This window comes from Kitasatospora sp. MAP12-44 (genome assembly GCF_029892095.1).
Taxonomy (GTDB): Bacteria; Actinomycetota; Actinomycetes; order Streptomycetales; family Streptomycetaceae; genus Kitasatospora.
Genome location: NZ_JARZAE010000004.1, coordinates 7599455 through 7617119, shown reverse-complemented (window position 1 = coordinate 7617119; position 17665 = coordinate 7599455). Strand labels below are relative to the sequence as shown.

The 17665-nt window shown below is 69.1% G+C and carries 12 protein-coding genes and 2 pseudogenes; 12 read left to right on the top strand and 2 right to left on the bottom strand.

The features are described from left to right. Positions 1-17: 17 nt before the first annotated feature. Positions 18-1442, bottom strand: a complete 1425-nt coding sequence (locus P3T34_RS34735) for a hypothetical protein (RefSeq protein WP_280670028.1) — start codon at positions 1440-1442, stop codon at positions 18-20. A gap of 262 nt (positions 1443-1704) precedes the next feature. Here P3T34_RS34735 and P3T34_RS34730 point away from each other — a divergent pair, with 262 nt between their 5' ends. Further along, positions 1705-4002, top strand: coding sequence for a LuxR C-terminal-related transcriptional regulator (locus P3T34_RS34730; protein WP_280670026.1), 2298 nt, complete (start codon positions 1705-1707; stop codon positions 4000-4002). 86 nt (positions 4003-4088) lie between these two features. Here P3T34_RS34730 and P3T34_RS34725 read toward each other — a convergent pair whose 3' ends face one another. Then, positions 4089-4652: an HAD family acid phosphatase gene (locus P3T34_RS34725; RefSeq protein WP_280670024.1), complete on the bottom strand. Its 564-nt coding sequence runs from the start codon at positions 4650-4652 to the stop codon at positions 4089-4091. Positions 4653-4937: 285 nt separating this feature from the next. Here P3T34_RS34725 and P3T34_RS34720 point away from each other — a divergent pair, with 285 nt between their 5' ends. The 11 genes and pseudogenes from P3T34_RS34720 to P3T34_RS34670 all read left to right on the top strand — a co-directional run bounded on the left by P3T34_RS34720 (position 4938) and on the right by P3T34_RS34670 (position 17296). Beyond that, positions 4938-6038, top strand: a complete 1101-nt coding sequence (locus tag P3T34_RS34720) for an alkaline phosphatase family protein (RefSeq protein ID WP_280670022.1) — start codon at positions 4938-4940, stop codon at positions 6036-6038. Positions 6039-6285: 247 nt separating this feature from the next. Further along, on the top strand, positions 6286-7506 hold the full coding sequence (locus P3T34_RS34715) for a ricin-type beta-trefoil lectin domain protein (protein WP_280670020.1): 1221 nt from the start codon (positions 6286-6288) through the stop codon (positions 7504-7506). Continuing rightward, positions 7503-7691, top strand: a complete 189-nt coding sequence (locus P3T34_RS34710; RefSeq protein WP_280672567.1) for an NPCBM/NEW2 domain-containing protein — start codon at positions 7503-7505, stop codon at positions 7689-7691. The genes P3T34_RS34715 and P3T34_RS34710 overlap by 4 nt, the downstream gene beginning before the upstream one ends. Positions 7692-7766: 75 nt before the next feature. Then, a pseudogene (locus P3T34_RS34705) lies at positions 7767-7901 on the top strand (exodeoxyribonuclease III); the annotation flags it as partial. A gap of 289 nt (positions 7902-8190) precedes the next feature. After that, positions 8191-8447: pseudogene (locus P3T34_RS34700) on the top strand (transposase); the annotation flags it as partial. 426 nt (positions 8448-8873) lie between these two features. Next, complete coding sequence (locus P3T34_RS34695; RefSeq protein ID WP_280670019.1) at positions 8874-10337, top strand: FAD binding domain-containing protein; 1464 nt, start codon at positions 8874-8876, stop codon at positions 10335-10337. Further along, positions 10334-12760 (top strand): xanthine dehydrogenase molybdopterin binding subunit, encoded by a 2427-nt coding sequence (xdhB, locus tag P3T34_RS34690; RefSeq protein ID WP_280672566.1) that lies wholly within the window; start codon positions 10334-10336, stop codon positions 12758-12760. Before P3T34_RS34695 ends, xdhB begins: the two co-directional genes overlap by 4 nt. A 1-nt stretch (position 12761) precedes the next feature. Beyond that, positions 12762-13577, top strand: coding sequence for a xanthine dehydrogenase accessory protein XdhC (xdhC, locus tag P3T34_RS34685; RefSeq protein ID WP_280670017.1), 816 nt, complete (start codon positions 12762-12764; stop codon positions 13575-13577). A 551-nt stretch (positions 13578-14128) separates the two neighbouring features. Next, positions 14129-14440: a hypothetical protein gene (locus tag P3T34_RS34680; protein WP_280670015.1), complete on the top strand. Its 312-nt coding sequence runs from the start codon at positions 14129-14131 to the stop codon at positions 14438-14440. A 520-nt stretch (positions 14441-14960) separates the two neighbouring features. Then, a complete protein-coding gene (locus tag P3T34_RS34675) occupies positions 14961-17054 on the top strand; it encodes an FAD-dependent oxidoreductase (protein WP_280670013.1) in 2094 nt (697 codons plus the stop codon). Then, on the top strand, positions 17051-17296 hold the full coding sequence (locus P3T34_RS34670; RefSeq protein WP_280670012.1) for a hypothetical protein: 246 nt from the start codon (positions 17051-17053) through the stop codon (positions 17294-17296). Before P3T34_RS34675 ends, P3T34_RS34670 begins: the two co-directional genes overlap by 4 nt. Positions 17297-17665: the final 369 nt, after the last annotated feature.

Below are 17665 nucleotides of genomic sequence, written 5' to 3'. Positions count from 1 at the left end.
GGCGGTCCGGCGAGCGCTCACTGCTGGGTCGAGAGGACGATCCGGCCCGCGGAGTCGGTCTGCACCAGCATGCCGCCCGGGCCGAGGACGACGACGTCCTTGATGGTGGCAGCGTCCTGCGGCGACACCATCCGCACCCCGGCCGCCGCCAGGTCGGCGAAGTCGCCGAGCGAGGCGCCGGTGACGGCGGGGCTGTCGGAGGCGTCGATCACCACCCGGACCGGCTGCCCGGTCCGCGCGGCGTAGACCTTCAACTTCTCGCCGATCTTGGCCTTGACTCCGGCCTTGAACGCGTCGGCGGACTTCGGCCCGGACATCCGCACGCAGTCGCCGACGAAGCTCTGGTCCAGCGCGACATAGTCGGGCGTGAGGCCGCTCGCCACCGTCCCGCCCGGCTGCAGGTCCGCGATCCCCGCCTCGTACATGCGCTTGGCCGCGATGGTCTCGCGGGCCACGTCGAGGTTCGCCTTCGGCAGGTAGGTCATGGTGACGCCCTGCCGGTTCGGCGCGGAGAACGCCGCCTCGAGCCGGTCGAACCGCGCCATCGCGTCGGCCGCGGTACGCGAGGGGGACTTCAGCGAATCGGTGAAGTCCTTGACCATCTGCTGGTACTTGGCCGGGCCGCCGGCCACGGTGCCGATCTTCCCGGAGTTCGGATCGAGCAGCTTGGCGATCCCCACGTTCTTCGGACCGAGCACGCCCTTGTCCGCACCGAGGTCGGCGGCCGGGTTCTGCCAGAAGCCCTGCCAGTTGGACTCGGCGGCCGAGCCCGCGGTCATCGCCGTTCCCACCCCGTCGAAGGAGCGGATCACGGCGTCGGAGGGGACGTCGCCTTCGGCGTAGGTGTTCGAGACCTCGTTGGCCGCGTTGAGGAAGCCGTCGGCGGCCGACTGGACCTCGGTGTTGATCCAGTCCGCCAGCTCAGCGGACGTGCGGGTGCCGTCGTACACCTGCTGGAGGTCGGCGGCGAGGTCGAGGTCGTGCTGCTGGGCGAGGTCGACGAGGTGCTGTGCGTCGGCCGGGTCGAGTCCCGGGTCGGCGATGGTCTCCTCGATGAGGTCGACGGCGACACTCAGCTGCCTGTAAGCCTGGGTCGAGGTGCTCTCCAGCGACGCGAACGTCGTCGAGACCGGCGATATCCCCGACGGCAGGGTTCCGCGGGACAGTCCGACGCCACGGAACGCGTTGTTGAACGTAGCGGGGCGCACCGGGCCGGCCGGGCTCATACTGATCGCGAAGGCGATCCAGTTGAACACGTCCAGGAAGGTCGCCAGCTTCGGGTTCTTCGCCCGCCACTGCGCGCTCTCCCGCGCCATGCACTGGCTGTCCGCGCAGACCGGGGCAGCCGACGCCCGAAGGGGCGGAAGGCCGGGCGCCACCACGAGGAGGCCGGCCAGCACGAGCGAAACGGCTGTTCCGGTGGCCTTGTTGATTGCTGTCATTGCTTTCTCCCTTCATCCTTGGCCGGACGCTATTCCCGCCGAGCCGGGCCTCGGCAGCGTCGAACTACCCGTGGCGGTACGCGAGTCAAGGGCGAGACGAAGAGTCATCCCAGGTGGCGTGGGAGTAGATCGGGTATCCGCAGCGCGGGCCACCCTGATTGATCACCGGCAGCGGCAGCGGGAACATGGTCCTCGTCCCGCCCGACCACGCACACCGGATCATTGGACTGATGGACCGTGCCCCCACACCCGGTCTGACCCCATGGACGACTCACGACGCCGACCCGGCAACCTCCCCGCGGACACGACCAGCTTCGTCGGCCGCCGCCGCGAACTCACGAGCGCGCGCGCCCTGCTCTCCCGGACCCGGCTGCTGACCCTGGTCGGCCCGGGCGGCATCGGCAAGACCCGGCTCGCGCTGCGCCTGGCGACCGAGGTCCAGCGCTCCTACCCGGCCGGGGTGTGGCGGGTGGACGTGGCCGCCGTCGAGCGGGCGGAGCTGCTCGAACAGGCCACGCTGGCCGGCCTCGATCTCGATCACGCGGCGGCCGGCCCGCCGCTGGCGGCGCTCGCCGACCAGCTGTACGGCCGGCGGCTCCTGCTACTCCTCGACAACTGCGAACACCTGCTCGACCCCTGCGCGCTGCTGGTCAGCCGCCTGCTGGCCGCGCTGCCCGATCTCCACCTGCTGGTCACCAGCCGGCAGGCTCTCGGGGTCGACGGCGAATGCCCGCTGCCCGTGCCGCCGCTGGCCGCCCCGCACCCGGATCGGACCCGGACCGGACCCGACACGCCCAACGAAGCGCTGGAGCTCTTCGTCGACCGGGCCGCGGCCGCCCTCGGCGAGTTCACCCCGACCCAGCCGCAGGCGCACGCCGCCGCCCTGATCTGCCACCTGCTGGAGGGCATACCGCTCGCCGTCGAACTCGCCGCCACCCGTCTGCGAACCCTGACCTGCCGGCAGATCCTGGACCGGCTGGACCGGCGCTTCGACCTGCTCACTCAGGGAAACCGGGCGGCGCCGGCCCGTCAGCAGACCCTGCGCGCTGTCCTCGACTGGAGCTTCGACCTCTGCACCCCGCAGGAGCGGATCCTGTGGACGCGGCTGTCCGCGTTCGCCGGCAGCATGGACCTGGAGGCCGCCGAGGCCGTGTGCCCGGACGCCCAGCTGCCGCCGGCGGCCGTGCTCGACCTGGTGGCCGGCCTGATCGACAAGTCCGTCCTGATCCGGGAGGAACACGGCGCCCGGGTGCGCTACCGGATGATGGAGACCATCCGCCAGTACGGCCGCCTCCACCTCAGCGAGCCGGACGAGCGCCAGGCCCTGCGCCGACGGCACCGCGACCACTACCTGACCCTGGTGCTGCGCGCCGACCACGAGTGGTTCACCGCCCAACAGACGGCCTGGGCCTGCCGCCTGGACCAGGAGAGACCCAACCTGCGCGCGGCCCTGGACTTCTGCCTGGACACGCCGGGCGAGGCGGGGGCCGGCCTGCGGATGGCCGCCGCCCTGTGGAGCCCGCAACTCGGCGCGGACCACCTCGAGGAGAACCGGCTCTGGCTGGCCCGGGCCCTGGCCGCCGACACCGCCCCCGGTCCGGCCCGGGTCGCGGCCCTGCGGGCCGACGGGTGGCTTGCCCTGCTGGTCGGCGCGGACGAGGCCGCGGCCGCCCGGGTCACCGAGTGCCGGGCACTCGCCGCCGAACTGGACGAACCGCGGGCGAGCGCCCAGGCCGAGCAACTCGCCGGTCTGGCCGCCCTCTTCGCCGACGACCTGGCCACCGGTGTCCAGCTGCTGGAGGACACGCTCGCCCGTCACCGGGCCGACGGCGACCACGGCGACGCCTGGTCCGCGCTCTTCCTGCTCGGCCTGGCCTGCTGCCTGGCGGGGGACAGCCGGGCGAGGGCCCTGTGCCAGGAGGGGCTCGAACTGTGCGAGCGGCAGCAGGCGCAGTGGGCCCGCTCCTGGGCGCTGTGGCTGATCGGCCTCCAGGAGCTCCTGCTCGGTGCCACCGCGGCGGCCGCACGACGACTCCAGGAGAGCCTGCGCTGCGGCCCGCCCACCCACAACCGCCTCGGCGTCGCCCAGTGCCTGGAGGTCCTCGCCTGGACCCGGGCGCAGCAGGACCGCGGTCCGGAGGCCGCCGAGCTGCTCGGGGCCGCACAGTCGCTCCGGGAGCAACTCGGCACCAGGCTCCCGGGAGTCGGCCGACTCCTCCGGCACCACACCGACTGCGAGGCCCGGCTCCGCCGGGCTCTCGGCGACGAGGCCTTCACCCGCTCGGTCCAGGCCGGCCGGGCACTGGCCGTCGAACAGGCCGTCGACCGCGCGCTGGAGCGAGCGCCCGGGTGCCGGAGCGCCGCAACGGCCTCCCCGCTCACCGGGCGCGAGCAGCAGGTCGTCCGGTTGGTCGCGCAGGGGCTGACGGACAAGCAGATCGCCGCTCTGCTGGTCGTCTCACCCCGAACCGCGCAGGGCCACGTCCAGCGCGTCCTGGTCAAGCTGGGCTTCACCTCGCGTACCCAGATAGCCACCTGGACGACCCGGTCGCAGCGCTGAGAGCCCGCTCGGTCGATTCGACCGAGCGGGCTCGGGGATCCGCCGATCCCCCTCTACCGCCGCCGGCTGAGCGACGCGTCAGAGGCTCACTCGAGAATGCCCCCGTAGTCGGGCAGCTTGAAGTGCTTCTCGAAGTAGCCACCCTCGAAGTCGGTGTTGCGGTTACCGATGTTGGCGGTGATGGTGTAGCCGTCCTCGGTGAAGTCCTTCCGGCAGCGCGCCTTGCCGTCCGGCGTCGACTCGCCGTGGTGGCGGGTGCAGACGCCGTCCACCGGGTAACCGGCGTCCTGCATGTCCTGCAGGGCTGACGACGAGTCGGTGCGCGCGGTGACGACCAGCACGTACATGTCGTGGTCCTCCGCCCACTGGGCCACCTTGAGCACCGGCACGTTGGGGTCGCCCGGGTGGTAGTACGACTCCAGCGAGGTGTTGTCGATGTCGAGCACGATGGCCAGCTTGCTGCCGCCCTCGTCGACGCGGTTCTCCAGCCACGGGATCGCGGGAGCGATGTCCTTCTTCACGTCGTGCTGCCACGTCGAGTAGCTGGGCGCCGAGGCGGCCTGCGCCCCGGTGGCGGTGCCCAGCGACACGGCCGGCACCGCGAGTGCGAGAGCGGCGAGCAGGGCGATGCGGAACTTCTTGGTCGACATTTCCATTCCCTTCGGTGAGGGTTTTCCGAGCGGATGCGGTAGCGCTCGTTCTGCTGGCCTTATTCACGCAGTTCACCCCTCGGGCGGACATGAGGGACGACCCCTAACCTTTCTCGCCCCCACCCCAACGCGAGCGCTGATCCGATCGGGTGACATGACGGCGCACATGTCAAACGGAGCGCCCAGGACGGAAAGACTATGGCCGCTCGGCTGCACCGGCCGAGATCTGGAACCCCCCGGGCCGTACGGGAATGCGGTCCGGGCACCGCACAGAAAGAAGAACCGATGAGCGAACGACGTCGGCGCCGCGGAGTGAGAGCACTGGCAGCAGCAACGCTGCTGATCGGCTCCGTCCTGCCGTCAGTGGTGGCGGCCACACCGTCCGCGGCCGCGAATCCATCGCTGGACCACGTCTTTGTGATCATGCTGGAGAACCACTCCTACGACAGCATCATCGGAGACTCGCACGCCCCCTACTTCAACCAGCTGGCCGACCACTACGCCCTGGCGACCAGCTACTACGGCGTCACGCACCCCAGCGAGCCGAACTACATCGCGGCCACGTCCGGCCACAACTGGTGGCTGAACAACGACGACCCGGACAACCGCGTCGACCATCGCAACATCGTCGACGAGCTAGAGGCGAACAACGTGCCGTGGGGCGCCTACATGGACGCCATGCCGTCCACGGGCTTCCAGGGGAACACCGCCAACGGCGGGCTGTACGTCAACCGGCACAACCCCTTCATGCTCTACACCGACGTCCGCGACGACAGCGCCCGGCGCCAGCACATCAAGCCCTACACGTCCCTCAACGACGACCTCAACGGCCGCAACGGCACGATCCCCCGGTACGTCTGGATCAGCCCCGACATCTGCAACGACATGCACGGCGGCGTCGACACCGCCGTCCCGGGGCACCCCGAATCGCCGTGCCCCGCAGCGGACACCAAGGACGACGCCAACGACATCGCGCTCAAGTCCAAGGCCGAGACCTTCGTGCACAAGGCGGTCGACACGATCACGGCCAGCCAGGCCTGGAACAGCGGCTCGACCAACGCGATCGTCATCGTGCCCGACGAGTCCGACAACTTCGGCGGCGACAGCACCGGAGGCTACGCGGACACCCACTCCTGCTGCGACTCCCCGATCACACCGGCCGGCGACCCGGACATCTCTCCCAACTGGCCCGGCGGGCACTACGGCGGCGGGCACATCCCGGCGATCGTGATCTCCAAGAACGGCCCCCGCAACTTCAAGGACGACTCCGACTTCAACCACTACGCCCTGCTGCAGACCATCGAGGACGGCTTCGGCCTGAACCGGCTGGCCCTGACGGCCGACACCAACCGGGTCCATCCGATGTGGAGTCTCATCCTGCCGTAGTGACCGTACGGCCGGACACAGGTAACCGGACAGGTATTCCTCCGCAGGCGCCGCGCCCTGGCGTCGGTGGATGCTTCTCACGTCCGTGATCGGACATACACACCGGCAGCCGGACCACGAGGCCCCCAGCTCGTGGTCCGGCTGCCCGGTCATGCCTGCCCGGGTCGCTGCGGAACAGCCTTCCCCGGCCAACCCGGGCTTCCCGCAGGACACCTGTGGTGTCCGCAACCCGGAAAGAGCGTGCACAGTGGCCAGTCGTCCTCAGCAGAAGCGCCGCCGCCTGATAGGCCTCGCCGCCGCCCTGGCGGTGGCGGGAGGATCCGTCGTCCTGCTCGCCCCCGACGCCGCCGCCGGCCCCACCCCGGGCACGTACACGTACTACGGATTTCCCTCCGGAACCGGCGCCCTGCACGACGTCACCTGGACGACGACGCCGCAGACCGACCCCGGCTACACCGCGAACATCTTCTGGAGCCACCAGTTCGGATTCGACAACGGCCAGGGCGCCTACTTCGGCATGCAGAGCAACGGCGGCGACAAGCGCACGCTCCTCTTCTCCGTGTGGGACGCCACGGACTCCAGGCCGGGGCCCGACAGTTCCTGCGAACCGTTCGGTGGGGAGGGCGACGGCCGGCACTGCCAGGCACACGTGGACTGGACGGCCGGCCACACCTACGAGTTCACGGTCGCCCCCCAGGGCCAGGGCTGGTTCACCGCCACCGTCACCGACACCACCACCCGCACCGGCTACGACGTCGGCAGCATCAAGGCCGACAAGGACCGGCCGGCGGCCGGCATCTCCTCCGACGGGATGATGGACTGGACCGAGTACTTCGAGTGGAGCAGCTCCCAGTCCAACTGCTACAACCAGCCGGCCTCCACCGTCGCGTTCGGAGTGCCGACCGCGAACGGCGGCACGGTCAGCGCCACGGTCTCCGGCACCCACATCAACGACACCTGCGGGTCGGCCGCCAGGATCGACACCACCGCGCAGGGCACGGTGCAACGCGCCGCCGTCGACAACACCGCGCGGGGCGCGGTCGAGAACGGCCAGAAGTGCCTGCGCTCTCCCGGCGACGGCAACGCCGCAATGTCCGACTGCAACAGCACCGCCGGTGACCAGGCCTGGGTGTACGCCGCCGACCAGACGCTGCGTCTGAGGTCCGACAACTGCCTCAGCGCTCAGGGCTCCGCCACCGCGGTCGGCGACTGCCAGGGCGACAGCGCCGCCGAGGGCAAGGTCACCGACCCGGTCAAGCGCTGGACCTACGACGCTGCCGCGAAGACTTTCAGGAACCTCCAGTCCGGGCTCTGCCTCACCGCGACCGCCGACGGCACGACCACCGCCAAGGACTGCGCCGGCACGGCAGACCAGCAGTGGACCCTGCCGAGCCCCGGTGGCACGGATGACCCGGTCCCGTCGCCGACAGCGGCCCGCTCACCGGAACGTCCCCCGTCAAGCACCTGAGCGCCGACCTCACCGGCGGCAAGCAGCTCCGACTCGTCGTCACCAACGGCGGCAGCGCCACCATCGAAGACGACCACGCTGACTGGGCCGACCCCAACTCACCTGCAGCTGACGGTCATCCGCTTGCCGTCCGCGCTTCGGCTACGCGGGTCGTCCCTCCGCAGGCGCGAGCTCTTGTCCCGTGACCACCACGCAGCGCTACCACCGATTACGGGACAGAGCCATTGGCTGGACAGACCCGATAAAAGGGTTCGATCTGCTGGCGGATCGACTATCTGATGGCCAGTCAGAACCTCGCGGCCACATGCACGTCGGCCCACGTCGAGCGGGCCGCCACCCACGCCGAGCGCTGGAGCGACCACGCCCCGGTGACAGCCGTCTTCGACCTCGGGTGAACAGACTCTCCAACCCATCATCCGCACGTCGGATGGATGCATAACCAGCCTGTAGGCAGGGCCAGTTGATTGACATCACGGCGGCCCGGTGCGAGCGCCTCCGCCCACACCAGGCCGCCGTCGTGCTCCACGAGCGCCGCCCCCGCCGAAGATCCTCAGTCAACGGTCCGACTCCCGCCCGAATGCGTTTGACAAGTTCATTCGTGACCACCGCTGACGGCTCGTGGGCCGAGCGGGAACGGCATCGCCAGAACCACGGCGGTCGCGTCGGCAGCCGTGACAACACACACGCGGCCTGCACGGCCGCATCGCGCACAAGGGCAAGAGGGCAAGAGGGCACCGATCCAGGCAAGCCAGAGGTGGCACGTCGAACGGACCCACGCCTGGTAGAACGCCTTCCACCGCCTCGCCCGCTGCTACGAGCGCAGGGCTACCGTCATCGACGCCTTCTTCGACCTCGCCGATACCTTCATCACGGTGCGTAGCCTGATCCGTCGGGCCTGGACGACCCACCGCTGGGATGGACGCCCGAATCGCCGCCCCTGAGCACAGACCTCTTACGGCGTTTCAGCGTCGATGGTCGGCAGGAGCTTGAGGGTGACTGGTCGGCTGCAGGCCGAGCGAGGTCAACCTCTTGACCTCTGTGACTCCAGCCACTATTTTACGGTGGACGTCGACCCATAACTACCGGAAGGAGGCGACCAGCAGATGTACACCAGCTCTGATCTTGGTCGCCTCGCCCACTGCACGGTCTGGGTTCCGGGTCGAATCGCGCACGGCTGCTGAGCAGGCCGTTCTGATGTGCCCGTCCGTGGCACATTCCAGGTTTCCCGTCACCACCTTCCGGCACGTCGCTGTTGCGTGCCGTTTCGCGCCCGCTCCTCTCGCGGGGCGCGTCTGAAGCATAGAAAGCTGCCTGAAATTGGCGAACATGATGAATCGACCGATCGCGCACCGAAACGAAGGCCTGTCATGGTAGCGGCGCGGATCACGGTCAACGGGAAAGCAACACCGATTTCACCGGCTGCGCCCCACACCACAATCCTGGATTTTCTGCGCGAGCGTGGCCTCACCGGTACCAAGGAGGGCTGCGCCGAGGGTGAATGCGGCGCCTGTTCGGTCCTGGTAGCCCGTCCCGGGGTGAGCAAGCCCACCGACTGGGTGGCGGTCAACGCCTGCCTGGTCCCGGTCGCGGCGCTCGACGGTCAGGAGATCATTACCTCCGAAGGTCTCGCCACCACCGGCGAAGCCGGCATGCCGCCCACCCTGCACCCGGTGCAGGAGGAGATGGCGGTCCGCGGCGGCTCCCAATGCGGTTACTGCACGCCGGGATTCATCTGCAGCATGGCCGCCGAGTACTACCGCCCCGACCGCTGCGCACACGCGGACCCGGCCGACGGCACCGACGCCGAGCACGGTCCGAACGGTTTCGATCTGCACGCGCTGAGCGGAAACCTGTGCCGCTGCACCGGGTATCGCCCGATTCGCGATGCCGCGTTCGCCGTCGGTACTCCCACCGATGAGGACCCGCTGGCGCAGCGTCGCGAGCAGTCCCCGCCCGCACCGGCTGCCACCGAATACACCCAGGACGACAGGGCGTTCCTACGAAAAAGCACCTTTGCCGATACGCTGCAGTTGCTGCGCGAGCGGCCCGACGCGGTGGTGGTCGCCGGCTCCACCGACTGGGGCGTGGAGGTGAATATCCGTTCCCGCCGGGCGGATTGCGTGGTCGCCATCGACCGGCTGTCCGAATTGCGGGAGCTGCGAGTCGAATCCGACTGCATCGAGATCGGGGCGGCGCTGACGCTCACCGAGATCGAACGCCGTCTCGACGGCGGCGTCCCGCTGCTGGCAGAGCTGTTCCCGCAGTTCGCATCCCGGCTCATCCGCAACGGTGCGACCCTCGGCGGCAACCTGGGTACCGGCTCCCCCATCAGTGACAGTCCACCGGCGCTGCTAGCGCTGGAGGCATCGGTGGTGCTCGCCGACGTCGACGGTGAGCGCGAGGTCCCGCTGGCGGACTACTTCACCGGCTACAGGCAGAGCGTGCGCCGTCCCGGCGAGCTGATCCGCACAGTGCGCATCCCGCTGCCGCTGTCGCCTGTCGTGGCCTTCCACAAGATCGCCAAACGGCGCTTTGACGACATCTCCAGCGTGGCTGTCGCTTTCGCGCTCGACATCGAGGACGGGATCGTCCGCAAGGCACGCATCGGCCTGGGCGGCGTGGCCGCCACCCCGATCCGCGCCCTCGCCACCGAGGCGGCCCTGGAGGGCAAGCCGTGGGCGGCGGAGACCATCGAAGCCGCGGCCCGGGTGCTGCAGGTCGAGGGCACGCCGATGAACGATCACCGCGCCAGCGCCGACTACCGCTCCGCGATGCTCGGCCAGAGTCTGCTGAAGCTGCACGCGCAAACCACCGAGGCGGTGTCGTCATGAGCCATTTGTCCGAGCGCCCCGAAATGCCTGTCGTCGGCGTCTCGATGCCGCACGAGAGTGCCGTCCTGCACGTCACCGGCACCGCGCTCTACACCGACGACCTGGTCCATCGCACCAAGGACGTGCTGCACGCCTACCCGGTCCAGGTCATGAAGGCCCACGGCAGGATCACCGCGCTGCGCACCGAGCCCGCGCTCGCCGTGCCCGGTGTGGTCCGCGTGCTGACCGGTGCCGACGTGCCCGGCGTCAACGATGCCGGGATGAAGCATGACGAGCCGCTGTTCCCCGACGAGGTCATGTTCTACGGCCACGCGGTCGCCTGGGTGCTCGCCGAGACCCTGGAGGCCGCCCGACTCGGTGCGGCGGCCGTCGAGGTGGAACTCGACGAACAGCCCTCCCTGATCACACTGCAGGAGGCGATCGCGGCCGACAGCTTTCACGGCGCTCGGCCCGTGATGCTGACCGGCGACGTCGACGCCGGCTTCGCTGACTCCGCGCACGTGTTCGCCGGAGAGTTCCAGTTCTCCGATCAGGAGCACTTCTACCTCGAGACGCACGCGGCGCTGGCCTATGTCGACGAGGCCGAGCAGGTGTTCCTCCAGAGCAGCACCCAGCATCCTTCGGAGACCCAGGAGATCGTCGCCCACGTGCTCGGCCTGCACAGCCACGAGGTGACCGTGCAGTGTCTGCGAATGGGTGGCGGCTTCGGCGGCAAGGAGATGCAGCCGCACGGGTTCGCGGCCGTCGCCGCGCTCGGCGCCAAGCTGACCGGTCGGCCGGTTCGGCTGCGGCTCAACCGGACGCAGGATCTGACCATGTCCGGTAAGAGGCACGGGTTCCACGCCGCGTGGAAGATCGGCTTCGACGCCGACGGCCGCGTCCAGGCCCTGGACGCCACCCTGACCGCGGATGGCGGCTGGAGCCTGGATCTGTCCGAGCCGGTGGTGGCCCGTGCGCTGTGCCACATCGACAACACCTACTGGATTCCCAACGCGCGCATCGCCGGTCGCATCGCCAAGACCAACAAGGTCTCCAACACCGCCTTCCGTGGCTTCGGCGGACCGCAGGGCATGCTGGTGATCGAGGACATCATGGGCCGGTGCGCGCCGCCGCTCGGCCTGGATCCGATGGAGTTGCGGGAGCGTAACTTCTACCGGCAGGGCCAGTCAACGCCGTACGGACAGCCTGTCGTTCAGCCCGAACGCATCTCCACCGTCTGGCAGCAGGTTCAGGACAACGCCGACATCGCCGATCGCAAGCGCGAGATCGCTGCCTTCAATGCCGCGCACCCGAACACCAAGCGGGGACTTGCGATGACCGGCATCAAGTTCGGAATCTCGTTCAACCTCACCGCCTTCAACCAGGGCGGCGCGCTGGTGCTGATCTACAAGGACGGCTCGGTCCTCATCAACCACGGCGGCACCGAGATGGGCCAGGGCTTGCACACCAAGATGCTGCAGGTGGCCGCGACCACGCTGGGTATCCCGCTGCGCAAGGTGCGGCTGGCCCCGACGCGAACCGACAAGGTGCCCAACACCTCTGCCACCGCCGCCAGTGCCGGGGCGGATCTCAACGGTGCGGCGGTGAAGAACGCCTGCGAGCAGTTGCGCGAGCGGCTGCTGCAGGTGGCCGCCACCCAGCTGGGTTCGCATGCCTCGGATGTGCGCATCGTCGAGGGCGTCGCGCGCACCCTGGGCAGCGACAAGGAGCTGGCCTGGGACGACCTGGTGCGCACCGCGTACTTCCAGCGAGTTCAGTTGTCGGCGGCCGGTTTCTACCGAACCGAGGGTCTGCACTGGGACGCGAAGACGTTCAGGGGCTCACCGTTCAAGTACTTCTCCCATGGCGCCGCCGCAGCCGAGGTGGAGGTGGACGGCTTCACCGGCGCGTACCGCATCCGGCGGGTGGACATCGTGCACGATGTCGGCGACAGCCTGTCCCCGATGATCGACATCGGTCAGGTCGAGGGTGGCTTCGTTCAGGGCGCGGGCTGGCTGACACTCGAGGATCTGCGCTGGGACGCCAGTGACGGGCCGAACCGCGGCCGGCTGCTGACCCAGGCCGCGAGCACCTACAAGCTGCCGAGCTTTTCGGAGATGCCCGAGGAATTCAACGTCACGCTTCTGGAGAACGCCACCGAAGAGGGCGCGGTATACGGGTCCAAAGCGGTGGGTGAGCCTCCGCTGATGCTGGCGTTCTCGGTGCGAGAAGCGTTGCGGCAGGCCGCCGCCGCGTTCGGGCCGAGCGGGGTCAGCGTCGAGTTGGCGTCGCCCGCAACGCCGGAGGCGGTGTACTGGGCGATCCAGGCGGCTCGCCAGGGCGAGGCCTCCCGGAACGGTTACGCCCGCAACGGGTTTGCCACCGACGGCCACGCCGCCAACGGCAAGATCCGAACCGACGCAAATACGTTGAGCGGTGCCTGACATGACGTGGGTCGCCGCGGTCGCACGGTTGCGAGCACGCCGCGAGTCCGGCGTGCTGGTGACCGTCGCGACCGTGCGCGGCCATGCCCCGCGCGACGCCGGTGCGAAACTCGTTGTGGGGCAGACCGAGACGTGGGGCTCGATCGGTGGCGGCAATGTCGAGGCGGTCGCGATCGATCGAGCCCGGCAGATGATCGCCGTGTCCAAGCCGGAGCCGGAGCCGGAGCTGATTGATTTCGCCCTGAACGACAAGGTGACCAACCAGCATGGCGTGCAGTGCTGCGGTGGCACGGTCTCGGTGCTGCTTGAACCGCTGCCAGTGGTACGGGCGGTGGCGATCTTCGGCATCGGGCACGTCGGGCTGGAACTGGCGCGCATTCTGGCACGTCAGGACCTCGACCTCCATCTGATCGACACCCGCTCCGACATCCTCACCGAGGAGCGGCTCGACGTGCTGGCAGACGCGGTGGCGAAGGTGCACGTGCATCACACGCCGCTGCTGCCCGAGGAGGTGCTGGCGGAGTTGCCGCGCGGCACCCACATCCTGATCATGACCCATGATCACGCCGAGGACGCCGCTCTGTGCGACGCCGCCTTGCGGACAACCCATCTCGGCTCCATCGGGCTGATCGGGTCGGCGGCCAAGTGGGTGCGGTTCCGCAAACGCCTCGCCACCGAGGGCGGTCACGACGAGGCCACCATCGATCGGATCAAGACCCCGATCGGGCTGGCTGACATCACCGGCAAGGAACCCGCGACAATTGCCGTGAGCGTCGCTGCCGATTTGCTGCGCACCTTCGAAACCGAGGGGAACTGACTCTCCAACCGGATCGACAGGGGTGCCCCGCGCTCGTGCGAACGCACAGACGATGGGTGGGCTGGTGGTGGTGCCGGGCCGGATCTTCAGGCTGGCGAGGTGGTAGAAGATCATGCGGCCAATGGGGCGGACGGCGCGGTTGTCTGGATAGAGCCCGCGCATGGGGTCTGGTCGGGTCCCAGCGCTTGGCGGACTTGGCGCTCGATCAGGCAGAAGACCAGCAGGGCCAGGCAGATCACGGTGATCAGGGCCGCGATGCGCCGGTTGTGCTGGAGGAAGATCGCCGCGGATCTGCGGTCAACGCCGGTCGCTACCCAACTGATGGCCGAGTTGACGGCGGGTCAGTGAAAGACCGGCGTCCTGCCTTCCGCCCGCACCTCCTCCCCGGCCCCGCATCGTGCCAGGCCAAGACGGCCAGGGGTTGCGGTTCGGGATACCCGAGAAACCGCGCGCGCCGGCCCGGGACTGCGCCTGCCGGCCTGCCCAACGCCCCGGATGACAGGGGATGTCCCGCAGCTCTCGCCTGCGTCTTGCCGAGGTGGCAGCCGGCATTGTCCGAAGTGGTGCGTGAGATTTGGAATTTGGATGAGGCACTCAGGTCGAGTGCCGTCGGTCAGGTCGCCCATCCGGGTGGCCAGGCGCACGGTCCCTTCCAGCGCGGCGATCCGATGGGCGTCGTCACGCAGCGCGGTCTCCGGGATGCGCAGGTCGTGGGCCGCGTCGGCGAGGAACTCCCCCTGTTGCTGAAGGTCCGTCAGCGCCAGCCGGATCGCTCGGACGGAGAGCAGGTGTCCGGCCGGTCCTCGCCAACGCCGGTGAACCATCAACCTCCCCCGACGGATCAGCGCAACCTTATGCGTTGATTAGCAGCACTTCTATTCACGGGTTCCCGCGTCAAGATGACCCTACGATCGGATCAGCCGGTCCTCCTCCGCCTCGGAGGACCGGCTCTCTCCCACTTTCCCGGATTCCATGGAACCCACGCATGGAAAGGTTGGTGTGCCGGTGCCACGGTCCTTCCGGGTACATCCGCAGAGAGCAGCAGAACGGAAATACATTGCCGCCACAGTGTCCCACCGAGGTTCCGTCGCAATCGGGGTCTCGACAGACACCCCCAACGTGGCTACCGGCCTTCCTGATCCGGTCGCCCCTCTCCGTCAAGGCCTCGTCAGGGGGTCCTTCCCGAGCGATTTGGACACCACTCGTATGACCATCCCGGCTGAATTGTCCAACGAAGCATGGTGGCCGCAGGATGAACCACGTCACCAGGAACAACGACCCTTGCAGGAAACCTTCCAGGCGCCGGAGCAGCCTCTCTGGGAGAGCTCCCAGCCGCAGGAGCAATGGCCACCGCCGCCCCCGTCCAGGCCGGAACACAGCGGGATGTGGCAGGGATACGAACCGGCCGCGGCTCAACTGCTGCCGCAGGGCGTAGCGGAGAGCACGACCGACGCCCGCTGGCCGGCGCCCGTCCCGGCCGGTGCGTGGCCTCCCTGGTGGAGCGGGCATCACCAGCTCACAAGTGGTCTGCCGTACGACACGCAGCCCGTCTACCTTCCGCCGCCGCAACTGTCGGCGCCTATTCACGACTACCAGGTGCCGTTCACCAACCCGATGGTCTCGTACGTACCCGCCGACTATCAGGTGCCCGCGCCATACTCCGAGTTCGGCCCGATGCCCCCGTATCCGATGCCCCCGATCGTGGCACTGGTCACCGATGCGTCCACCCAGCTGGTGAGGTGGACCTCACCGCAGGTGCAGCCGCCGGTCCAGCCCCTGGCGGAGCGCTATCCGGTCCAGGACATGCAAGCACTCCAGGGTGACGCGCTGCCGGCCGTCTGGCTCACGCCGGAACAACTGGAGCTCGAAACCGGGTTGGAGCTCGCGACCGGGCTGGAGCTGGAATCCGGGGCGGAGCTGGTGCCGTGGCTGGAGTTCGCCCCCGAGGAGTTCCTTCCCAAACTCGTCAGCGAGAGCGAGCCGGTGAAGGTCAGCGTGGACAACAACCGCTGCCACATCTACGGCATCTGCCAGCAGGAGGCCCCGGAGGTCTTCCGCATCTCCGAGGGTGGCTCACTCCACTACACCGGCAACGTACCGGCGAACCTCGCGGCCAAGGCGCGGCAGGCGGTCCGCTGCTGTCCGATGCAGGCCATCGCCATCAGCGGCGGAGCGGCGCCCGCCCCGGCCCGCCGCTCCCGCCGCTCCCGCGGCGCCACGGCCAGCCGGGACGGCTACCGCCGGATCGTGGTCGCCGGGGGCGGTCTGGCCGGGCTCAGTGCCGCGAGCAGGCTGCGCGAGCGCGGCTTCGACGGCGAACTGGTCCTGGTCGGCGAGGAACTGCGCCGGCCCTACAGCCGACCACCTTTGTCCAAGCAGTTCCTGGCTGGTGAGTCGGGCAGTGAGGATCTCACCTTCCGAGCCGACGACTCCCTCGATGCCCACTGGCTGCTCGGCACTCACATGATCGGGCTGGACCCCGAGAAGAAGACCCTGAAGCTCCGGGGCGGTGAACGGCTTCCCTACGACGGCTTGGTGATCGCCACCGGCGTCGACGCCAAGCGGCTGCCGCAGGCTCCCGTCCTCAGCGAACGAATCCGCACCGTACGGACCCTGGCGGACGCGGCTGCGATCCAGCAGGCAATGCACGCCGCCCAAGCCCACCATGTGGTGATCCTCGGCGGCGGCTTCGTCGGCTGCGAACTCGCCTGCACTGCACGCGACCAGGGCATGGACGTCACCCTGGTCGTCCACAGCGCCCCGCTCCTGCGCAGGGTGCTGGGCGGCAAACTGGGTGAAGTGGTCGGCCGCATCCAGGCCCGGGCCGGGGTCGATGTCCGGCTCAGCACGACCATCAACGAGTGGACCGACACCGGCTCAGGGCTGCGCCTGCGGCTGGACGACGGCGAGGTGATCGACGCCGACTTCGTCGTCCTGGGGCTGGGCAGCGTGCCACGCACCGAATGGCTGCACGGCAGCGGACTGGACGTCACCGACGGCGTGCTCTGCGACACCACCTGCCATGCCGTGGACCTGACCGGCCGACCGGTACCCGGCATCGTGGCAGCGGGCGACGTGGCCCGGTGGCCCAACGAGAGGTTCGACTCCACACCCCGACGGGTGGAACACCTGATCCACGCCGTCGAGATGGGACAACACGCTGCCGACTCCCTGCTCCAAGGACCCGCAGAAGCCGAGATGTTCACCCCGGTCCCGCGCTTCTGGTCCGAGCAGCACGGGACGCGCCTCCAGGCTGTCGGCATGCCCGCGCTGGGAGAGCGGATGGAGATCGTCGAGGGCTCGCTCCGCTCCGAGAGCTTCGTCGCCGCCTACAAGCGCGACACGCCGCAGGGCACCCAACTGGTGGCCGCGGTGGCCTTCGACATGCCGCGACAACTGCTGGACTACCGCGATCGCATCGGCCACACCGGCCCACTTGCGCAGACCCCGACTCCGAGTACAAGGAGGCGCCGATGAGCCGCCGAGCAACCCGTCGCAGACAGAACTCGTCCCGGCAGTCCGGTGACCGGCTTCCGTACCTGCTCAGCCTGCCGGCAAGAAAGAACATCCGTTGGCGCTTCATCGCCACGGTGATGGTCGCCACCATGGGCCTCTACCTCCTGACCATGCTGGCCGCGCCACCGATGCCCCCCAGCAAGGCACCGACGCCTGGGAGCAGCAGCGTCGCGCCGCAACCGCCGGACGACCAGAACGCCTGACGAGCACCTACTGGCCACGCCGTCACCCTTGCCGGTCGACTCACCACCGGACAGGGCGCCAACGGCTCACCTTCGCCTTCCCTCACGCCAGTTCGCCTGACGCAACTCTCTTGGTGCTCCTCATGACCGCCAACTTCGAGAAAGGGATCTCCATGCCCGAGAGCACAACTGCCCAAGCCCAGCAGACCGCACCCACCCGCCGTGCCATGCTCTGCGGAACGGCCGGTGTCGGCGGTGCAGCCGCACTGGCCCTGTGCGGGTGTTCGTCGTCCGCGTCGACGGGATCCGCCGCGACGGGAACCGACGGCGCGCCGACTCCCACCGCCATGGGTTCCTCAGCGTCCGGTACCACCGCCGGCGCTCCCACGT

Bases quoted from the DNA above. Each gene is read 5' to 3' on its own strand.
- P3T34_RS34675 (WP_280670013.1), top strand. From the start codon at position 14,961: ATGTGGCAGGGATACGAACCGGCCGCGGCTCAACTGCTGCCGCAGGGC.
- P3T34_RS34725 (WP_280670024.1), bottom strand. From the start codon at position 4,652: ATGTCGACCAAGAAGTTCCGCATCGCCCTGCTCGCCGCTCTCGCACTC.
- P3T34_RS34735 (WP_280670028.1), bottom strand. From the start codon at position 1,442: ATGACAGCAATCAACAAGGCCACCGGAACAGCCGTTTCGCTCGTGCTG.
- xdhB (WP_280672566.1), top strand. From the start codon at position 10,334: ATGAGCCATTTGTCCGAGCGCCCCGAAATGCCTGTCGTCGGCGTCTCG.
- P3T34_RS34670 (WP_280670012.1), top strand. From the start codon at position 17,051: ATGAGCCGCCGAGCAACCCGTCGCAGACAGAACTCGTCCCGGCAGTCC.
- P3T34_RS34695 (WP_280670019.1), top strand. From the start codon at position 8,874: ATGGTAGCGGCGCGGATCACGGTCAACGGGAAAGCAACACCGATTTCA.
- P3T34_RS34730 (WP_280670026.1), top strand. From the start codon at position 1,705: ATGGACGACTCACGACGCCGACCCGGCAACCTCCCCGCGGACACGACC.
- P3T34_RS34720 (WP_280670022.1), top strand. From the start codon at position 4,938: ATGAGCGAACGACGTCGGCGCCGCGGAGTGAGAGCACTGGCAGCAGCA.
- xdhC (WP_280670017.1), top strand. From the start codon at position 12,762: ATGACGTGGGTCGCCGCGGTCGCACGGTTGCGAGCACGCCGCGAGTCC.